Below are 16,775 nucleotides of genomic sequence, written 5' to 3'. Positions count from 1 at the left end.
CCGCTGGCACTCGCCGCGTCGACTTCGCGCCAACTTACGCGCCGCCTCCCGCGCCACGCCGCCCCAGGGGCGCGCGGCGTAGACCGCAGCGCTCGCCCCCTCGCTCCAAAAGAGCGAAAGTCGAGTCAGACCCTGACGGGCATCATCGGCTTCGAGTCCGGCGGAGTGACCACGCTCTACGTCACCGGACTGGGCGGGTACCTGTACCGCTGGGTGCCTGGTACCACGCCGGCGAGCCAGTTCGAGGATGTGGACCTCGAGTTCCTCGGTGTCGCGGGGCCACGCCCGGAGGAGCTGTACATCGCGGGCCGCTTGAAGGGGGTGGGCCCGGAGGCCCAGCGGCTTCTTTCCTATACCCATACCGGTGCCGAACCCGTGGTGAACTACTACTCCACGGGCGGCGGGCTCGAAATGACCGCGGTCTGCATGGGGCTGGGTGAGACGGTCTATGCCGTGGGATTCGGCGGACAGGCCTGGAAGCGGACGGCGTCGACCAGCTGGACACGTCTGCCCCGGAGCTCTGGGCCATCGCTCTACTATTACAGCGGTGTGGCGGCTCCCAGCTCGGGTCCCAACGATGCCTACGTCATCGCGAAAGATACCAGCGACAACACGGGCATGCTTCGCCGGGTGACACCGTACGGCTGGGCCGCCGGACCGCTCCTCGACACGCCGGTCCAGCTCTTTGGCATCGCCATGAGCGAGGTGGGCAACTTCTGGGTCGTGGGCAATGACGGCTACGTGGCCCACTACCCCGAGCCGTAGCCCTCGGCCTCCGTCGGCCGCGCTCATCGCCTGCTCCTGACCTGCCTGTAACGCGGGAGGTCACGAACAGGCGCCCATCGTAACGCGGTGCGCTACACGAGTTCACCTGGTTCCGGGAGATGCACGGCTGCCCTTCCATTTGCCAGGGAGGAGGGACGTGGGGCTCGTGTTGGCACCCGCGCTGCATCCATCCGCCACGTCCGCTCGCGAAGCTGATGGCGAGAGGGACACCGAACAACAACCACCTCGATACCCATCGTCCCCCCGACCAACAATGAACATGAACTCCCTGAAGGTCCCCTCGCTTCTGGCTGCTGTCCTCCTCTCCGGCTCCGCCCTCGCGGGAGAGCCGCGCTCCGCGTCGTACGCCCCCCGTGAGGCCACCGCGGCCGCCTGCTCCGACCTCAAGTCCGAGCTGTTCAAGGCGGCCCAGGAGCAGGCCACCCCGCTCGACGCGGAGGGCGTGGTCACCCTCACCCTGCCGCAGGCCGCCCTCGCGGGAACCCCCATCGAGGGCTACGAGAAGCTCCCCGCCTCCGAGTTCGCGAAGGGCGTGGATGCCGCCTTCATCTACATCGACAACCCCGAGGCGGGCATCCCGGCGGGGCACTACCGCGTGAATGTCCGGGCCAACCCGGAGGACATCCACGAGGGCAAGTACCAGGGCACGGCCAGCCTCATCGACAAGGATGGCAAGGAGGTCGCGAGGCTTCCCGCGGACATCGAGACCTTCGCCCAGACGAGCGCGCGAGGCGGGAACGTGGGCCCCAGGGCGCACCTGGGCCTGCAGCAGCATACGTACGACTGGAACCTCGATCGCTTCCGGCCGCGCGTCCTCCTCATCATCGTCAGCCAGGCCGCCGGCATCATCGTCATCGACCTGTTCAACAACTGGTACTGATTCATCCCTCCACCGCCGGGAGCCAGCGGCTCCCGGCGGTGTCGTGGGGCTCGTCTCGTTCCGCCCACGGCATGTGGGTCAGTGGACGAAGACCTCCGGCGGCCGCAGGAAGCTGAGCGGCAAGTCTCTGGAACCCTTGGCGAACTGGGAGCGCAGCTCCAGGACCGCCTGCATCTTCTCCAGGTCCCGGATGGGGCCCACCTTGAACGGCGGCTCCGGCGCGCCGGAGATCCTGTCGAAGGGCACCGTGCCCGCGACGGCCTCCATCCGCGTCAGGAAGCTCGCGTCGAAGATGAGGAACGGGCTGCAGGCGGTGCAGGTGGCGATGTCATAGAGCCGCTGGTGCCGGCGCAGCAGGTCCGCGAACTGCCACGTCGGTGAGCCGAACTGCTGATCCGGGACGCCGAACATGAAGCCCACGCCGCCGCCCGTGAGGAACTTCGACGGCGTGGCCGGGATGCCCGACGTGGGGCTGATGTGCGTGAAGGCATTGTTGCCACCGGTGCCGTCCAACGCCGTGTCCCCGAAGTGACAGCCATTGCAGGTGTTGCCGGAGAACTCCTTGCGCGCGCAGACCTGCGCCGCCGTGGGGCTCGGGAACAGGCCAAAGGCCTCCCAGTGGGTGGGCGGGTTCACCAGGGCGCTGCCGCCCAGGAAGAAGTTGCCATTGACCTTGTGGGGCGCCGTGAAGCTGGCGGCACACGTGACGGGGACCGTCACCGGAAGCTGGACACCACTCGTGACAGTTCCCGCCACGAAGGCGCTCACGTCCGGATCGATGTCGGGGTCGTGGTTGCCGAGGTCGCTCGGCGTCAGCGCCACCGTGTGCGGCCGCAGGAGCCCGTTGGTGCGCGCGTCGGGACCGGTGTCCGTGAGGTTCTCGTCCGCCAGCTGGAACTCGCGCAGCTCCCACTGCGGATTCGGGTCATTCAGCACCAGGGAGATTTCATTGGTGCGCAGTTGGTTGAGGGCGTTCTTGTTGCCCTTGGACGGTGCGCTGCCGTGCAGGACGACGCTCTCGGTCATCGACTCGAGCTGGGAGAGGTAGGTCGCATCGAAGCTGGTGTGGGTGCCCAGCTGCGCCCACGCCCGGGCCCAGTCGATGACCTGCTGGCAACCCGTGCGGGGCACGCCGTACTCGATGATGGTGGTGAAGAGCTTGAGATTGCACGTCGCCTCGGTGCCGCCGGTGCCCCAGGGGTTGGGCTTCGTCATGCCGAACACGAAGCGCAGCTCGCCCGCGGTGGACGACCCGCCGTAGCCGCCCGTGCTGCCAGCCAGGTCGACGCGGTTGACGATGGACAGAAGCCGGAAGGGCGCGATGTCCAGGTTCAGCGGCCCGGTGATGGACACCTGCCACTTGTTCAAGGTGCCGTTGAACACGAGCGAGGCCACCTGCCCGCTGGCGGTGGCCCAGGGTTGGATGACCTCGGTGAACATGGCCTGGCGCGCCTGCACCGTGTCGCCATTGACGGTGTAGTCATTGAGCCAGTGGGACAGCCACTTCAGGACGAAGTCCTCGGCCGTGGTGCCCGAGTCCTGCGCCATCTCCTTGAGGAGGTGGGAGAATGTCCACTTGCCGCCCTGTGTGCCGGCGCCGGTGCAGGGGTCCCACGTGCGCGTCGGGTCCTGCACCACGGCCGGGTCGCGGATGAGCAGCGCCTTGTCCCAGACGTTCTGCGTGGTGGCGGGCATCGCCGGACAGTTGGCGATGGGCACCATGCCGCCGCCCCGGAAGGCCTGGGCCTCCAGCGCGAGGCCCTCGAAGCGGGCGGCCGGGTGGCGGCCGTTGAAGAGGACGGTCTCCCTGGTTATCTCGCCGAACTTGCCTTCCGCCACCTCCTTCTCACTGTTCGTCCGGCGGTCCAGCTCCGAGTCCGTCAGCGACGAGAAGAGCGTGAAGAACCCGGGGCCAGGGCTCTTGGGAATGCGGCCCAGCGAGGCCAGGGCATCGGAGCTGAACAGGACCACGGGGTCCTTCGGGTCTCCCACGACGCGCACCAGACTGTCCTTCAGCGCGGGGTTGGCCGGGGGCGCCAGCTTCACGTGGATGGCCGTCGTCTCCTTGAGGGGCGTGACCTGCTCCAGCCGCTGGGCGAAGGTCTTGACGGTTGACGCGCCCTCCACCCGGGGCAGCTCACTGAGCGACGAGGTCTTGCTCTCGCCCACCCCGGCCCCCGCCTCCGTCTGGGAGACAGGTCCGCCCAGGGCGTCCTCGGGCGATGTCGCCTTGGAACAACCACTGACGGCCAGCACGGCGCCCAGCAACCAGACCGACTGGCGCTTCCAGACTCTCACATCCCTGCGCTCTTGAGACATGCATGCCTCGTCGTGAAACCACCCTTATCGGATGGTGGGCATGCACCCTGGGTACGAGGCCCCAGGAGAGAAGTGGACAGGGCGATTGCACGCTGAGTCAAAGTCGAACCCACAACAGAGATTCACCGCGTCTGCCATTTATTCCAGTCTGGCCCCGTCCAACTCCAGACATGGCATGATTCTTAGCGCGGTGAAGGGTGTGAATACCCGAAGGGCTACGCCCCCGTGGGCTGGGTGAAGCGCCGCAGCGGGTCCCAGACGTAGCGCTCGGTGGGGATGAGGTCCATGTGGGTCAGCCCGTGCTCGGTGACGAGGCGGGCGAAGCGCTGGGAGACCACCCTGACGCCGGGGAGGCCGCGGGGCTCGAAGACGTCGTCTCCGTTCCAGCTCTGCCCAGGTCGAGGGCGCGGTAGCGTAGGTGGCCGGCCACAAACCGGCGCGAGTTCCGACTTCTTGAGGGAGTTGCCGATGTCCCAAGCGAACAACCCGAACGCTGCCGTCAGCACCGAGCGGGTACTGTCCTCGAACCCGCGAAAGGTATTCGCCGCGTTCGAGCAACCGGATCAACTGGCCCGATGGTGGGGGCCGAATGATTTCACGAACACGTTCGAGCAGTTCGAGTTCAAACCCGGCGGGCGGTGGGTCTTTGTGATGCACGGCCCGAATGGTGCCAACTACCCCAACGAGAGTGTGTTCCGGGAGATTCAGCCCGATACCAGGATCGTGCTCGAGCACGTCGTAAAGCCCTGGTACTCGCTAACAGTGACACTGACCGCTCGTGGTGACCAGACACACCTGTCCTGGGTCCAGGAGTTCGAAAGTCCCGAGGTCGCCGCGAAGATGCGTCCCCTCAGCGGAACCGCCAACGAGCAGGTCCTCGACCGGCTACAAGCGCGGCTCTCGAGCGTGTGACCCACTCCACCGGAAGCAGGCACCGCCTGCTTCCGGCGGGGGCGTCCGGCCGTCAGCAGTCCTGGCTGTACTGCTCCTCGAACACCAGCACGCGGTGCGACTCCGGGAAGAAGATGACGTCCAGCTCCCAAACCATGCACGCGTCCGGCCACATCATCCGCGCATACCGGTAGCCGCCCACCTGCACGTTCTCCGTGCCGTTGCTGTACTCGTTGAGCAGATCCGGGGCCAACGACGTGAACTGGGACCGCAGGCGGTACTGGGCGAAGTCCGCGTAGCTCATGGCCTCCAGGGGCGCACCGTAGAGCGCGTTGCTCTGGAAGAAGGAGGCCACCGCTTCCACGGCCTTGTCCAGGCTCGGCGGCGCGGCGTGGTTCCACGCGAAGTAGTAACCGTGGGCCGCGCCCTGACACAGGGTGTTCTGGCCGCAGGCGGTGTTGATGGCCGCCAGCTCCGACTGGAGGCCCGCGCTCAACGGCTGGGAGCTGAGGCTCAGCGAGTACAAGCCGTAGTCGATGGAGTAGAAGTCCAGGCACTTCGGCCACATCCACTGCGTCCACGCGGGCTCGCCGCCCGCGCACCACGCGGGCTTGAAGGGGTTCCCGGCGTAGCAGTTGCCCTCGTAGATGGCGTGCGAGTCATCCGCGCCGAAGCACCGCGAGAAGGCCTCGGCGGTGGGGACGCCCTCGGCGTTCCAGTGGGACATGCACTCCTCGACGAACGGCCCCACGCGGGCCGTGTCACAGGTGGCGTACACGGACGGGTCCACCGGGTTGCAGGTGCCGCTGAGACAGTCGACCTGGAGGCGGAACTGCTTGCCCGCGCCCGTGCCGGTGCTGACGACGACGAGGTACTCACCGCCCTGGGCGAACGCCACCGAGGCGAGCTTGCTGAGCTGGCCGTAGCCGGACTCGTCGTCCTGCGCCAGCACGGCGGTGCCATAGCTGCCGCTGGCGTTCTTCGGGCCGTACACGAAGAGGCCCGTGTCCAGGTACATGCTGCTGCCCAGGTGCGTCACCTCCAGCTTCGCCTGCGAGCCGGCGCTGACGGTGATGGCGAAGGAGAAGTACTGCGGGTTCATCGTGAAGCGCGTCTGCACCGAGCCGGGCACGGCCACCTGGCCCATGTACGTGGTGCTGTCGAGGATGTTGCCGCTGGCCGGCGCGGGGGGCGCATGGAGCACGCCCTGCGTCACGGTGTCGGGGGCGGAGGGCTCCGCGTCCACGGGAGTTTCCGTCGGGGAACAGGCGCCCAGGAGGAGCGCGGGGAACAGCCAGAGGGACTTCGGGGAACGACGCATGAGCTGGCCTCGTTGCTGGGGGAAAGGCCCGCCCCGTCCCACGCCACCGCCCTACCCGCCCGGAGCAAGCCGCGCGCAGTATAGGGCGCAACCATTGAAATCCGGATAACCACGTCAGCCCTTGCGCAGGGGGTTGGAACATGAGGGTCCCGAGTGTCGACGGTTCCATCACCACAGCCCATCAAGGTGAGACACACCAGCGCGGCTCGGTGAGACTCAGAGATTGACGAAGTGCCAGTTGCACGTCGATACGGCCAGGTCGACGAAGGCCCGGACCTTGGCGGAGAGCAACCGGGAGGTTGGATAGACGAGGTGGATTGGCAAGGGCGGCGGCTCGAACTTCGAGAGTACGACCTTGAGCCGCCCCGCTCGTACGGACTCGGCGACTTGATACGCGAGCAGCATCGTCAGTCCGTGGCCGCGCTCCGTGTGAGCGAGCGCCGCATCGGCGCTATTCGTCACGAAGGTGGGCGTGAACGAGACGTGGCTCAAGCGGCCGTCACGAGAAAAGCGCCACTCGGGTGTGGGATTGAGCCCGGTGAACAGGATGACGTCGTGTGATGCGACGTCACCGGGCAGCTGAGGCTTCTTGCGCTGAGCAAGGTATTCCGGCGAAGCAACGACGACGCGTCGGGTCTCCCCGACCTTGCGGGCAAAGAGGCTCGAGTCGGCGAGCACGCCGATCCGAACCGCCGCGTCCACTCCCTCTTCGACCAGGTTCACCGTGCGGTCCGACAGGAGCAACTCACCCATCACGCCCGGATGGCGTGACAAGAACGTGCTCATGAGTGGAGCGACGTTGAGCCGGCCGAAGAGGTCTGGTGCCGTGAGTACGAAGCGGCCCTTCGGTACGGTTCGCTCTTCTTGAGCCGCGTCCTCCGCTTCTTCGACCTCCGCGAGGATGCGGCGGGCGCGCTCCAGATAGCGGGCGCCCGCATCGGTCAACGTCACCGAACGCGTCGTGCGCTGGAGCAGGCGGATCGACAGCCGCTCCTCGAGCGCGGCGACGAGCCGTGTGACGGCAGAGGGTGACAGTCCCAGGCGGCGCGCGGCGTGAGCGAAGCCACGATGTTCGGCGACCGCCACGAAGGCGGCCATGGCATCAAGGCGGTCCATTTCATTATTGCAAGAGCTGAAACAGTGAAGTGTCAAGGAGCAGGATTGTTGCAGTGCTCGGGAGGGGGCACGTTGTTGGGGCGGCGGACGAATGGCTCCGCCCCCCACCCGAAAGGAAGCTCCCCATGTCGCGCATCCCTACTCCGGCCTCCATCGAAGCGTCCCCTGCCGCGGCTCAGCCCCTGCTCGAGGCGGTCAAGAAGCAGCTCGGCGTCGCGCCCAACCTGTTCCGCGTCGTCGCGAACAGCCCCGCCGCCCTCGAGGGCTACCTTGGACTCAATGGGGCGCTTGGAAAGGGCCAGCTCGATGCCCGCACCCGCGAACGCATTGCGATGGCTGTCGCGGAGCTCCACGGCTGCGACTACTGCCTCTCCGCGCACACCTACCTGGGCAAGAACCTGGCCAGGCTGGATGACGCGGAGCTGGCGGCGAACCGTGAGGGCGGCTCGATGGACGCGATGGCCGCCGCCGCCGTGCGCTTCGCCACCCAGGTCACCCGTGAGCGCGGCCACGTCACCGACGCGGACGTGCAGGCGGTCAAGGCAGCGGGTTACAGCGATGGGCAGGTAATCGAAATCGTCCTGCACGTGGCGCTCAACACGCTCACCAACTACGTGAACGAGGTGGCGAAGACAGAGATTGACTTCCCGGTCGTGCAGCATCGAGCGAAGTAGGCTCTCGGCTGCTTCTCCCCTCGCGTCACAGCGGGGGGATACGGACTCCATCGGCTTGGCGACACGCCTCACCTTCAACAGCCAGTCGAGGGGGTGTCCACATGAAGCGAAGACTCTGGCTCGTGGTGGCACCCTGGAGGAGTTCAAGGCGAGGCTCGTCCCCAGATTCACGAGGTCGCCCGGCAGACGCACGCGCTCATGGGCGAAACGCGCGGCAGCTCCAGCATGCGGCCAACGTGGTGGTGCCGCCGGATTCGCCGCATGCGCGGCGACGTACGGCTGCTATTTGTACATCACTACCGTCGACGGAACGCACGGCAGCTGCTCGCGCTTCCGTCGACGGACAAAGACACTGCTGACAAGAACTACTCCCTGGAGCCTCAGCGTGGCCTGACGTCGGCGGCTTCTTGGTGCTAAATCAGCTTGCCCCGCAGCACTCAAAGACAATGCAGGTGCAGATTGTCTGCGCCGAATGCGTATCGTAATGGCAGCCGTATCCCGCGTAGCAACACATCCCCTCTGTGCAGCAGTCCGTACAACGCCCCTGTTGCTGAGGATTAGGACTCTCCCAGGACTCGAGCGAAGCCGCGCTCGGAGTTAGCCTTACGAAAAAGATGCTCTTCTCAAGCTCTTGGGCATCAATGCCCCTCTGCTGTGCAGCCTCCTGCAGCCAGCGGTCCATTGCAGCTTGCTGACCACCTGCGACGAGCGAAATACGGCTGAAGTCGATCTGACCGCGCGCGGGGTCAAACGTAATCACGTCGCCCTGTGCCTGTCCGTCCAGGCGGAGATGAATGCCCTCATCAAGCGCCTTCACCGTAGCCGCCGTGATGTGAAGGCCGCTACCCTCACGGTCCTGCACAGCAGCCTCGGAAGTCTCCGACAGGTCCGTGCCAGCTTGACAGCCGAATGTCGTCGCGGTGAGCAAAGCAGCAATAGCCAAAGCCTTGAAATCAATCACGCTCATCGTTCTCTCCCTTTCGCGATTCCCTGTGGTGACGACGTAAATCAGCACTGGGCGCAGGGGTTATTACACGCATGGACTTGCTATAGCGACACAATTGCGGCGGCCACATACGCTGACGGCAGGGTGAGGCATTGTTGACCCCGAGCGTATGACAATGGCGCATTGCGCAACTGGTGTCCCCGCCCTTTCTGCCGAGAGTCATCCCCTGTCCTCGCCATAGGCAACGAGATGCCCCTGCGCTTGATTTCGTCCAACAGGAGATTTCTCTCGTGAACCGCCGGGCCCAGAGGGAAATGAACAAGTCGTACGAGAACGCCTGAGCGAGTGGGATGCACGCGATTCCGTGCGCGTCAGTCGAGGTACTGCTCGGTGCCGGCGCCGTCGAGGTGCCGTACGCGCACCTTCGACAGAAGCTCGAGCGGCATGAGCCGGGCGTTGACACCCATCCGGTCTCTCGCCGGGTCCAGCGACGCCCAGTGCGAAACACAGCCGCAGTGGGCGCAACGATGGAAGGCAATCTTCTGCTCGCCCCACTGGTACGTGTCCTGGGCAGTCCCTTCCGTACGAACGCGGACCTGTCGAGGCGAGTAGTACGCCCACAGCACCCCGTAGCGGCAACAGATGGAGCAGGTGCAGTCGGTGACTTCGGTGGGCTCGGACGGCACCTCGAGCGACACGCGACCGCAGTGACACGTAGCGAGAATCATCGTTGGCTCCATGCGAGAGAGTCGGCAGCTGCGTCCTGCCACAGTCAGCTTCGAGCCGCGAACTTGGAGCCGCCCCTTTCAACGTGCAGGAGGCGTGTCGCTCCCGGGCAGAGCGTGTAGGAAGCCCTGTCGGGGCGACGAGCCCCGCGTTGAAAAGGCGCCGCACCTCCCGAAATCGTGGCACGCTGGCTTCACTCCAGACCGTCCCCTTTCGGGGTTGGAAGACATTCCATGGCGCACCGACCCTTCGCTCCGCGTGAGCCGCCGGAGCCGCCCCGCACCTGGTGGCGGCGGTTCCTGGACTTCATGGACCTGTCCAGTCCCGAGTCGGTGAAGGGCCTCGGACTCGTGCTCGTCCTGCTCGTCATCGGCTTCGGGCCGTTGTTGCTGCTGGCGGTCCTCGACGTAAGCGGGACGGCACGCAAGGCGCTGGTCGCCCTGGGGCCCGTGTCCATCTGCCTGGGGTTCGCCGGCCTCGTGCTGGTGTGTGGCTACCGGTATGGCGAGTTGCTCAAGTGGTCGCGCCGCCAGACGTGGATGCTTGCCATGCTGTTCGTGGGCCTGGGCCTGCTGGGCGGCCTGGGGCTGTGGTTCAGCGAGAGCTGACGGTGAAGCAGCGGCGGGACGTGCTCCCCGTGAGTGCGCCCCAAGTGGGGCGCGCTCGTGCGAGGAGCCTCAGCCCTGCTCCGCCCCCTCGAAGGTGACCTTCGCCTTGTTCATGACGTGCTCCACGGCGAGCAGGTACCAGCCCAGCTCGGTCAGGCGCCGGGTCGTCTCCGGCGTCTCGCGCAGGGCGGCGTGGACGTCCTCCGCGCTGAACCCGAAGGGCTCCATGTGGTCGCGAATCAGCTCCTCGAGCTTCTCCGGGGTGAGCTGCAGCTTCTCGGCCTCGGTGACGGCCTTCAGCACGATGCCGATGTGCAGCCGGCGCTCGGCGTCCGCGCGCGTGGTGGGGTCCGCGAGCCAGCCCTGGAGCGCCTCCTGCTGCTCCTCGACGTCGAACTGGTACTCGACCATGGCCTTGCCCTCGGCCTGGACCCAGCGGCGGCGCAGCTCCTCGTCCAGCAGCGCCCGCGGCAGCTCCACCGGAGCGCGCCGGGCCACCTCGTCCAGCACCATGTCCTGGGCCTGCACCCAGAGCTGGCCCGCGAGCTCGTCCTCCAGCTCCTCGCGGAGGTTGTCCATGACCTCTTCCAGGGTGCTGCCCATCCCGAGCTTCTCAAAGAACTCGGGGGAGCTCTCCGGCAGCAGCGTCACCTCGCGGGCGGCCACGATGTCCACCAGGAAGCGCGCCGGCTTCCCCTGGAGGTGCTCCACCGGGTAGGTCTCCGGAAGCTCGAGGGCAATCTGCATGGACTCGCCCACCTTGCCCCCCTCCGCCACGGCCTCGCAGAACCCGGGCAGCGCCTCGATGGGCGCCAGCTCCGTCGTCATGCCGAAGCGCGCGGAAAAGGGGATGAGCTTCCCATCGCAGTAGCCCACGATGTTGAGCTGGACGTCGTCGCCCAGCTCCAGCGACTCGCCCTGCTGACGCTCGCGCGACGTGGCCAGGGCCCGGCGCTTCTCGTGGAAGCCGCGCAGCAGGTCCTCCTCGGTCAGGTCGTCCGGGGTGGGAACGCGCACGGCGAGTCCCTCCAGTGAGGGGGCCTGCACGCTGGGAAGCTTGAGGGCCTCGGCGGAGGCGGTGCTCACCACCGGGCTCATCTTCAGAAGGCGCTCGACACCCCGACCTGGTCCTTGCGTCCCTTGATTGCTGCTCACGAATGCTCCCGGAAGGTAGGCCTGCCAGCGTCCGCGCCAATGGGGAACAAAGCGACGGCTCGGCATGGACGTAGGCATAGTCCAGCCGAGCCGCTCTGACAAACCACGAAGGGATGGCCGCTTAGAAGAAGGCGCCCACGATGCTGGACACCGTGGAGACCGCGGCGCCCACCTGGCTGACGATGGGGATGTTGGTGGCCGCGGCGATGGAGCCCACCGCGGTGATGACCGACGTCACCTTCTTGCCCGTGCTCGCGTTCTTGTCCATCAGCGTCGCGCCCGCGTTGGCCACGTCGACGGCCGCAATGGCCACGTTGACGCCCGGAGCGAACCGGCCCAGCGCCTTGGCGGCAGTGCCCGCGGCGGCCTTCGCGCCCGCCTTGACGGCGGCCTCACCGGCCTCCCGGCCCACCGTGGCCAGCGCGGCCTTGGCGGCGGAGCGCGTGCCGCTGCCCAGGATGCCCTTGGCCAGGGTGCTGCCCGCCTTCGCGGCGTCCCCAGCGGCGGCGCTGACGGCCCGGCCCACGGTCTTCGCCGTGCCAGCCTCGAAGATGCCCTTGGTGGCGGCGTTCTTGACGGCCTTGAGCACGTCGTCGCTGGCGTTCGGGAGGGCCTTCTTGAAGGCGTCGACGGCCTTCATCCCGGCGTCCAGCTTGCCCTTCATGATGGTGCCGCCGAGGACGCCGCCCATCACCTTGCCGCCGACGATGCCGCCCGTCGCGGCGGTGATGCCGGCCTTGGTCGCGTCCAGGGTCGACCGCGTGGCCGAGATGATGTCGTCCTTGCTGCCCGTACGGATGGCCTGGCGGATGTCCTTGACGGCCGTGGCGCCCGCCATCACCGCACCGGGGATGCCCGCGTAACGCATGGCCGCGTTCATGGTCGCGCCGAACTTGGCGACGCCCTTGAACCCCTGGGAGAAGGTGGGGTTGCGGATGAAGTCCAGGTTCGTCTTCCCGAGCAGCCCCTCCGCGCCCTGCTTGATGTTCTTGATCTGCTGGAAGGCGTCCTTGCTGAAGCCGAAGGCCTTCGCGCTCTTGGTCGCGACCGCGATCCCGCCCGAGATGAGGCTCTTGTTGTCCTGGACGGTCTTCTGGACGTCCTGGACGGTCTTCTGGACGTTGGTGCGGACGGCGTTGAAGGTCTTCTTGATGTCGGGGAAACCCATGGAGGGCCTCGCGAAAAAATGGGATGGAACCTGCATGGATTATCGCAACCTGCGAGCGCGGGTTGCGTCAGCCAGGCCCCTTTTTTCCATCTGCGAGGGCGAGGCGGGACGGCCCACCCAAGACCCTGTAATCGCTGATGTTTTTTCACAGGGACTGGCGGGCATGAGACGCCTGGACCTCTTCATCTCGAGGCGCGGTTGCCCGGGGAGTCGACGTACCCGACGTGGCAGTCGCGCAGGTCGGCGACTCGTCCCACGTCCTTCCGCCATCCCACGACTGGACGGCGAAGCCACGTCCCCGGCGGTCAGCGTCTTCGTGGACAACGTGGCCCCGTTTGTCGTGCACGGCCTGCCCACGTACAACCAGCACACGCGCGGCTACGTGCGCGGCAACGTCAGCGTGGGCATGAGTGCGGTCGAGACCGGCTCGGGCGTGGCCAGGGTGGACTTCTACCAGGACTCGACCGTCTTCCTGGGGACGGTGCCCGGCCACAGCGGAGTCAGCTACTCCTTCGTGTGGAACACGGTGGGGCTGCCGGATGGTCCCCATACCATCAGCTACCGGGCCACGGACCGCGCGGGGAACGTGTCCAACGGCGGTGGCGCGAGCGTGAGCGTGGACAACACGCCGCCGACGTCGTCGGTCATCACGGCTCCCGCGAACGGAGCGCAGGTGAGCGGCATCGTGACCCTCCGCGCCACCGCGAGCGATGCCCAGGTCCTGGCCTGGGTCGCCTTCGAGGTGGATGGCGTGCGCCTGACGCCCTATTCGATGACCCAGCCGTTCACGACGACCTGGGACTCGACCCAGAAGCCCGGCACGCACACGCTGGTCGCCGTCGCCTCGGACTGGGCCGGTAACACCCGGCGGTGTGACTCGGGCACGCTGCTCAATGGTCGGGGCCCGGTAGGACCGGAGCTGTATGCGCCCAACACGCTCCAGGGCGCTTGCGCGGATGGCACGTCCGGCACCTTCCACGTGGACGAGTCGGTCGACCGCATCCGCATCTTCACCTTTGACGGCACCCCGTTGGCGCCCGGCAAGCCCGTGCGCCTGGAGACCATCGTGTGGGCCTTCAGCGGCTTCGCCGAGGACCACCTGGATTTGTACTTCGCGCCGGAGGCCCAGAGCCCGGTGTGGTCGCTCGTGGGCACCTTCACGCCGGTGGCGTCCGGCATGAACGTGCTGGGGACCACCTTCACACTGCCGGCGAGCGGGGCCAGCGGCCTTCAGGCCCTCCGCGCGCGATTCCGCTACCAGGGTGTGGCGGCACCGTGCACGTCCAATGGAAACACCTTCGACGACCACGACGACCTGGTGTTCCGCGTCGCGTACTAGCGGGTGTCCCGCCGACACGCACTCGTAAGCCATCTTGTCGCCGCTGGTATCGCCATTGCCGTCAATGACGATGGCCAGCGGCGCCGAGGCCGACTTCGGGTCGGCCCCTTCGCCACGAGGCGCCTAGTCCTTCGTGCAGACGACGTCGTCGAGCTGGAGGTGGTCGCGTCCGGCCTCGCTGCGGCTCGGATAGAAGAGCAGGCGCCAGTCGTGCACGTTGCCGGTGAAGCGGAAGAACACCGGCTGCCATTCGTCGCTGTCGACGACGAGGAAGTCGGTCTGCGCGCTCCAGCCGCCGCTCGAATAGATGCGATGGCGAATGCTGCCGTGGCCTCGCACCCGATACGAACAGGAGTAGTTGCCGCTCGGGACGTCGAACTTCTCGAGAGAGAAGCGCTCGGCCACCTGGAGAGGGACAACGAACTGCAGCGCCCTCGAGCCGCCGTGCACCGCGTTCGTGTAGAGCACGAGGCGCGAGGGCTTGATCTCGGAGCCCGGGTCGGAGACGCCGTTGTCGATGCCGTACCAGTCGTCGGGGATGTAATGGTCCCCGTGGTAGGGGATGTAATAGGTGCTCCAGGCTTCGAATCCACCGTTGCGGATGATGTTCGAGGGGTGAGCGGCGGAAACGCAGCGCCGGGTTGCCGCGTCGCAGGCAGGGAGCGCACCGCGGCAGTCGTAGGTGGTGAAGCAGGCCCCTTCGGCCAGCTCGCACACGCCGCTCGTGGGGTTGCAGCTCGTCGCCGGGTGGCTGCAGGTGACGCCGGCGCAGGGGTCGCCCTCAACGCAGAGGTGCGTGGCGTATTCGCAGACCGGCGTCTCCGGGGTCCCCGCGCAATCAGCGTGACGGGTGCAGCGCCCCTCAGCGACCCCACACGTGTGGGTCTCGTCGCAGGCCTGCCACTCGCTGCAGTCCGCGGCGTCGTTGCAGCGACCGGAGAGCGGTTCGCAGGTGGCGGTGGCATTCACACAACGCTCCCAGGCCTCGCAACTGACCTGATCACACGGCTCGACGGCCCGCACGCAGCGCACGTCGTCGATGAGCAGATGCTCGTCGCTGGTATTGCGGACGCTGAAGATGAGCTCGAAGGTGTCGAAGACGTCGGCGGCGAGGTTGAAGTCGTACGCCAGCTCTTCCCACTCCTCGGTGTCGACCGTGGTGTAGGCCGAGTAGGTGGAGTAGTCGTCGTCGAAGAAGGCGTTTCGAACGTCACCGGAGCCCCGCACCTGGTAGGTGCAGAAGTAGCGGCCGGCGGGCATCGACTTCGCCAGGGTGCTGAAGCGCTTGTGCGCGGTCGAAGGGTTGGCCAGCCGGGCCGCGTTCACGCCTTCGAAGGCATTCGTCGTCACCTTCTGCACCCCGTCGGTGGAGATATTCGACTTGCTCCCGAACCACATGCTCGGAAGCTCACCGGGCCATTCTTCGAAGCCCCAGTTGTCGATGACGCTCACCTCGGGATTCTCGCCCGCGTCCGGCGTCCCTGCTCCCGCGTCCGGCGTCTCGGCTCCCGCGTCCGGTGTCTCGCTTCCCGCGTCAGGTGTCTCGGCTCCCGCGTCAGGTGTCTCGCCTCCCGCGTCAGGTGTCTCGCCTCCCGCGTCCGGCGCCTCGCCCCCCGCGTCCGGCGTCTCGCCCCCCGCGTCCGGCGTCTCGCCTCCCGCGTCTGGCGTCTCCTCGCCGGCATCAGGCGTCTTCTCGCCCGCATCCGACAGGGTCTGGCCGGCATCAGGTGTCACCGCAGGATTCGAATCACCACAGGCGACAACCAGGACCAGCAGCGAAGTCAGATACACTCGAAACAACGTCACAACGAGCCTCCGTTTTCCAGCAACAGACCTCTCGTACCACACTCTCCCTCAAGTGCGGGCTGCGCTCGGAACGAACGTCGCTCGTGCTGGATTGGTCGTGGTGTTGCCGTGGATTAGCGCGTTGAACGTGACGCCCACGAGGAGGATGGCATCGTCCCCTTCGTGGCGAACAGCCCCGCAATGAGCTGCTGCTCGCGAGGAATCCGCACCGTGAGCATCGCCGCGCTGGCACCGTTGGTACGCGTTCCGGCAGCCCAGCCCCACATGGGGCGTGTACCGCCCCGGGGGCACGTCGGGGGGCACGGCATCAGCATCAGTTCGATTCGCAGAATGCCACCATGTAGAAGTTGCTCCCGGTGTACAGGGTGGTGCCTGACTTGTTTGTATAGAGATTGCACCCTCCCAGCGTGGGTGACGGGAAGAGCTGGGTCCCGGAACCTGCCATCACCGTGGTCTCATAGATGGGATAGAGTGGCCGGGGCCGTTGCACCGTGTGCGACCACTTCCAGAAGTCTATCGTCGCGCCCGAGGTCTCCCGGAACTGCGAGTACACGGGCGTCGGTGCGTATCGGCAAATCGCGTAGTTGGAGTTCACGCTATAGCTGCCGAACTGCCCCAGGAACAACCGGTTCGTGTTGAGCTCCCGGTAATCCTTCGACGCGTTGAAAGACTCTGAACCGTCCGTGTTGGTCAATAACGCGCACTTGCGGGCCCACTCGAGACGCGCAAGCGCCTGGGCCGATGTCAACGAGTCCACGCTGCAGCGGAACTCCAGGATCTGCGCATGTGAAGTAACGGGGACCAGCGCCATGAACATTGCGGCGAAGAGCCAGGCGAACGGGATTCTGAACATGGAAACTCCTGTGGGCGGTAGAGCCAGATGGCAACGTCAGCAATGGTGGTAATTCAAATTCAATTATAGACAAATTAAATTCAAAATCAGCGCACCAATCTGGCTTGATTGGAAATAGATGGTTTCCAGGAACTTCAACTTCCTGCCTCTGTCGTCTGCAATCCCATCGAGCGCCGACGCCATTCCG

At 66.4% G+C, this 16,775-nt stretch carries 15 protein-coding genes and 1 pseudogene; 6 read left to right on the top strand and 10 right to left on the bottom strand.

Annotation, left to right across the window (positions count from 1 at the left end):
- Positions 1-765: pseudogene (locus G4D85_RS45315) on the top strand (hypothetical protein); the annotation flags it as partial.
- A gap of 280 nt (positions 766-1,045) precedes the next feature.
- Positions 1,046-1,666, top strand: coding sequence for a hypothetical protein (locus G4D85_RS45310; protein ID WP_164020763.1), 621 nt, complete (start codon positions 1,046-1,048; stop codon positions 1,664-1,666).
- A gap of 78 nt (positions 1,667-1,744) precedes the next feature.
- Here the strand turns inward: G4D85_RS45310 and G4D85_RS45305 are convergent, their stop codons facing one another.
- Together G4D85_RS45305 and G4D85_RS50525 are read right to left on the bottom strand one after the other, a co-directional pair.
- On the bottom strand, positions 1,745-3,964 hold the full coding sequence (locus G4D85_RS45305; RefSeq protein WP_240359896.1) for a hypothetical protein: 2,220 nt from the start codon (positions 3,962-3,964) through the stop codon (positions 1,745-1,747).
- 236 nt (positions 3,965-4,200) lie between these two features.
- A complete protein-coding gene (locus G4D85_RS50525) occupies positions 4,201-4,323 on the bottom strand; it encodes a hypothetical protein (protein ID WP_275900403.1) in 123 nt (40 codons plus the stop codon).
- Between the two features lie 130 nt (positions 4,324-4,453).
- On the opposite strand from G4D85_RS50525, the gene G4D85_RS45295 reads away from it, so the two are divergent.
- Complete coding sequence (locus G4D85_RS45295) at positions 4,454-4,897, top strand: SRPBCC domain-containing protein (RefSeq protein WP_164020759.1); 444 nt, start codon at positions 4,454-4,456, stop codon at positions 4,895-4,897.
- A 52-nt stretch (positions 4,898-4,949) separates the two neighbouring features.
- Here the strand turns inward: G4D85_RS45295 and G4D85_RS45290 are convergent, their stop codons facing one another.
- The gene (locus tag G4D85_RS45290) at positions 4,950-6,197 is read right to left on the bottom strand and encodes a hypothetical protein (RefSeq protein ID WP_164020757.1); all 1,248 of its coding nucleotides are present in this window, start codon (positions 6,195-6,197) and stop codon (positions 4,950-4,952) included.
- A 216-nt stretch (positions 6,198-6,413) separates the two neighbouring features.
- The gene (locus tag G4D85_RS45285) at positions 6,414-7,313 is read right to left on the bottom strand and encodes a LysR family transcriptional regulator (RefSeq protein ID WP_164020755.1); all 900 of its coding nucleotides are present in this window, start codon (positions 7,311-7,313) and stop codon (positions 6,414-6,416) included.
- A gap of 125 nt (positions 7,314-7,438) precedes the next feature.
- Between G4D85_RS45285 and G4D85_RS45280 the strand changes: the two genes are divergently transcribed.
- Complete coding sequence (locus G4D85_RS45280) at positions 7,439-7,987, top strand: carboxymuconolactone decarboxylase family protein (protein ID WP_164020753.1); 549 nt, start codon at positions 7,439-7,441, stop codon at positions 7,985-7,987.
- Between the two features lie 418 nt (positions 7,988-8,405).
- Here the strand turns inward: G4D85_RS45280 and G4D85_RS45275 are convergent, their stop codons facing one another.
- Positions 8,406-8,954, bottom strand: coding sequence for a hypothetical protein (locus G4D85_RS45275; protein ID WP_164020751.1), 549 nt, complete (start codon positions 8,952-8,954; stop codon positions 8,406-8,408).
- A 350-nt stretch (positions 8,955-9,304) separates the two neighbouring features.
- A complete protein-coding gene (locus G4D85_RS45270; RefSeq protein WP_164020749.1) occupies positions 9,305-9,661 on the bottom strand; it encodes a GFA family protein in 357 nt (118 codons plus the stop codon).
- Positions 9,662-9,892: 231 nt separating this feature from the next.
- On the opposite strand from G4D85_RS45270, the gene G4D85_RS45265 reads away from it, so the two are divergent.
- Positions 9,893-10,267 (top strand): hypothetical protein, encoded by a 375-nt coding sequence (locus tag G4D85_RS45265; protein WP_164020747.1) that lies wholly within the window; start codon positions 9,893-9,895, stop codon positions 10,265-10,267.
- 69 nt (positions 10,268-10,336) lie between these two features.
- Here G4D85_RS45265 and G4D85_RS45260 read toward each other — a convergent pair whose 3' ends face one another.
- Complete coding sequence (locus G4D85_RS45260; RefSeq protein ID WP_240359895.1) at positions 10,337-11,353, bottom strand: trigger factor; 1,017 nt, start codon at positions 11,351-11,353, stop codon at positions 10,337-10,339.
- Between the two features lie 190 nt (positions 11,354-11,543).
- Positions 11,544-12,590 carry a hypothetical protein gene (locus tag G4D85_RS45255; protein WP_164020742.1) on the bottom strand — a complete coding sequence of 349 codons (1,047 nt, stop codon included), beginning with the start codon at positions 12,588-12,590 and terminating at the stop codon, positions 11,544-11,546.
- A gap of 325 nt (positions 12,591-12,915) precedes the next feature.
- Between G4D85_RS45255 and G4D85_RS45250 the strand changes: the two genes are divergently transcribed.
- On the top strand, positions 12,916-13,929 hold the full coding sequence (locus tag G4D85_RS45250; protein WP_164020740.1) for an Ig-like domain-containing protein: 1,014 nt from the start codon (positions 12,916-12,918) through the stop codon (positions 13,927-13,929).
- 123 nt (positions 13,930-14,052) lie between these two features.
- On the opposite strand, the gene G4D85_RS45245 is transcribed toward G4D85_RS45250, so the two are convergent.
- Together G4D85_RS45245 and G4D85_RS45240 are read right to left on the bottom strand one after the other, a co-directional pair.
- Positions 14,053-15,663: a carbohydrate binding domain-containing protein gene (locus tag G4D85_RS45245; protein WP_240359894.1), complete on the bottom strand. Its 1,611-nt coding sequence runs from the start codon at positions 15,661-15,663 to the stop codon at positions 14,053-14,055.
- 385 nt (positions 15,664-16,048) lie between these two features.
- Positions 16,049-16,588, bottom strand: coding sequence for a hypothetical protein (locus G4D85_RS45240; RefSeq protein ID WP_164020736.1), 540 nt, complete (start codon positions 16,586-16,588; stop codon positions 16,049-16,051).
- Positions 16,589-16,775 lie beyond the last annotated feature (187 nt).

The sequence above is a fragment of the Pyxidicoccus trucidator genome, from assembly GCF_010894435.1.
Classification (GTDB): domain Bacteria; phylum Myxococcota; class Myxococcia; order Myxococcales; family Myxococcaceae; genus Myxococcus; species Myxococcus trucidator.
This window is presented reverse-complemented; position numbering and strand designations above follow the sequence as displayed.

Coding starts and splice junctions, on each gene's coding strand:
- G4D85_RS45270 (WP_164020749.1), bottom strand. CDS start 9,661: ATGATTCTCGCTACGTGTCACTGCGGTCGCGTGTCGCTCGAGGTGCCG.
- G4D85_RS45240 (WP_164020736.1), bottom strand. CDS start 16,588: ATGTTCAGAATCCCGTTCGCCTGGCTCTTCGCCGCAATGTTCATGGCG.
- G4D85_RS45280 (WP_164020753.1), top strand. CDS start 7,439: ATGTCGCGCATCCCTACTCCGGCCTCCATCGAAGCGTCCCCTGCCGCG.
- G4D85_RS45295 (WP_164020759.1), top strand. CDS start 4,454: ATGTCCCAAGCGAACAACCCGAACGCTGCCGTCAGCACCGAGCGGGTA.
- G4D85_RS45275 (WP_164020751.1), bottom strand. CDS start 8,954: ATGAGCGTGATTGATTTCAAGGCTTTGGCTATTGCTGCTTTGCTCACC.
- G4D85_RS45310 (WP_164020763.1), top strand. CDS start 1,046: ATGAACTCCCTGAAGGTCCCCTCGCTTCTGGCTGCTGTCCTCCTCTCC.
- G4D85_RS45285 (WP_164020755.1), bottom strand. CDS start 7,313: ATGGACCGCCTTGATGCCATGGCCGCCTTCGTGGCGGTCGCCGAACAT.
- G4D85_RS45265 (WP_164020747.1), top strand. CDS start 9,893: ATGGCGCACCGACCCTTCGCTCCGCGTGAGCCGCCGGAGCCGCCCCGC.
- G4D85_RS45290 (WP_164020757.1), bottom strand. CDS start 6,197: ATGCGTCGTTCCCCGAAGTCCCTCTGGCTGTTCCCCGCGCTCCTCCTG.
- G4D85_RS45255 (WP_164020742.1), bottom strand. CDS start 12,590: ATGGGTTTCCCCGACATCAAGAAGACCTTCAACGCCGTCCGCACCAAC.